Source organism: Providencia sp. PROV116 (genome assembly GCF_028482485.1).
GTDB classification, from domain to species: domain Bacteria; phylum Pseudomonadota; class Gammaproteobacteria; order Enterobacterales; family Enterobacteriaceae; genus Providencia; species Providencia rettgeri.
Genome location: NZ_JAMPQO010000045.1, coordinates 1 through 1031 on the forward strand (window position 1 = coordinate 1; position 1031 = coordinate 1031).

A 1031-nucleotide genomic window follows, 5' to 3' on the forward strand; every position below is an offset into this window, starting at 1 on the left:
GATTTTAAATAAAACGGGAATAAGGTTTGCTATCCTATAAATTGTGTGGCTTAATGAACCTATTGGTTTGGAAGTACAGGCCTATTTATGTTAGTCAGTTTAAAGTTGTTCTCCATTTAGCGTTATCTAAGATACCTCTTCATTGCGAATTCCTTCTAATTAATTCCCATAAGTAAAAATAAAAATCAAACCTCATCTATGCCTTATGGCAATTAAAAATTAAAGGAAATTCTATGTCTAATACTATGACTGGTTTAGTAAAATGGTTTAACGAATCGAAAGGTTTTGGTTTCATTTCCCCACAAGATGGAAGCAAAGATGTATTTGTTCACTTCTCTGCAATCCAAAGTGATGATTTCAAAACATTATATGATGGGCAAAAAGTTAGCTTCTCATTAGAGAATGGCACAAAAGGTCCAGCAGCAGCCAATGTGGTGGCGCTTTAAGGCAATATTAATATGAGATGTCCTTGTTGTAAGGGATCTCAGTATAGACGCTATCACTTTGATGTCTCAAAAAGTAATCCATATGGCGCTAAATGTATTTTCTGTAAATCTAATATGACGTCAGCTTAAATAACATATAGCTCATGAAACCTCGTAAATACGGGGTTTTTTATTTTATATATCATTATAATCCCCTTGTGAGTGAGTTATGTGTTATAATAAGTGAGTCATCATACCTCATTGCTATAAAAAGCAAATCTTGCCGTTGCGAGTTTTTATTTTAAAAATAGATGTGGTATCCAAAGGATTTATTTCTTAAGGGATTACCTATGAACTTACCTACCTTTTATCAACGAATCTTATCACTTACGCAAAATGCATTAATTATTTCTGGGTTGCTTTTAGCGACACTTGCATTGGTCTACTAGATGTAAACGCATTCCGCCATTAACTCAATTGGAAGAGTATTTAGTCTTAGCAAAACTAAGAGTCGAGGTTCGATGCCTCGATGGCGGTCCATAAGTTATAAATCTTTTGTGAAATGTCAATGTGGAGATGTATGAACTATTATATTCAGACGACGAT

The 1031-nt window shown here is 33.9% G+C and carries 2 protein-coding genes and 1 tRNA gene; all 3 read left to right on the forward strand.

Translation table 11 applies throughout. The annotated features are described in order from the left end of the window. The first annotated feature begins 233 nt into the window (after positions 1 to 233). Positions 234 to 446, forward strand: a complete 213-nt coding sequence (gene cspE, locus PSE72_RS19845; RefSeq protein ID WP_272691114.1) for a transcription antiterminator/RNA stability regulator CspE — start codon at positions 234 to 236, stop codon at positions 444 to 446. Positions 447 to 458: 12 nt separating this feature from the next. Then, positions 459 to 575 (forward strand): cold shock small protein YmcF, encoded by a 117-nt coding sequence (gene ymcF, locus PSE72_RS19850; RefSeq protein WP_232799088.1) that lies wholly within the window; start codon positions 459 to 461, stop codon positions 573 to 575. Between the two features lie 312 nt (positions 576 to 887). After that, positions 888 to 965: transfer RNA gene (locus tag PSE72_RS19855), tRNA-OTHER, on the forward strand. Positions 966 to 1031 lie beyond the last annotated feature (66 nt).

Bases quoted from the DNA above. Each gene is read 5' to 3' on its own strand.
- cspE (WP_272691114.1), top strand. From the start codon at position 234: ATGTCTAATACTATGACTGGTTTAGTAAAATGGTTTAACGAATCGAAA.
- ymcF (WP_232799088.1), top strand. From the start codon at position 459: ATGAGATGTCCTTGTTGTAAGGGATCTCAGTATAGACGCTATCACTTT.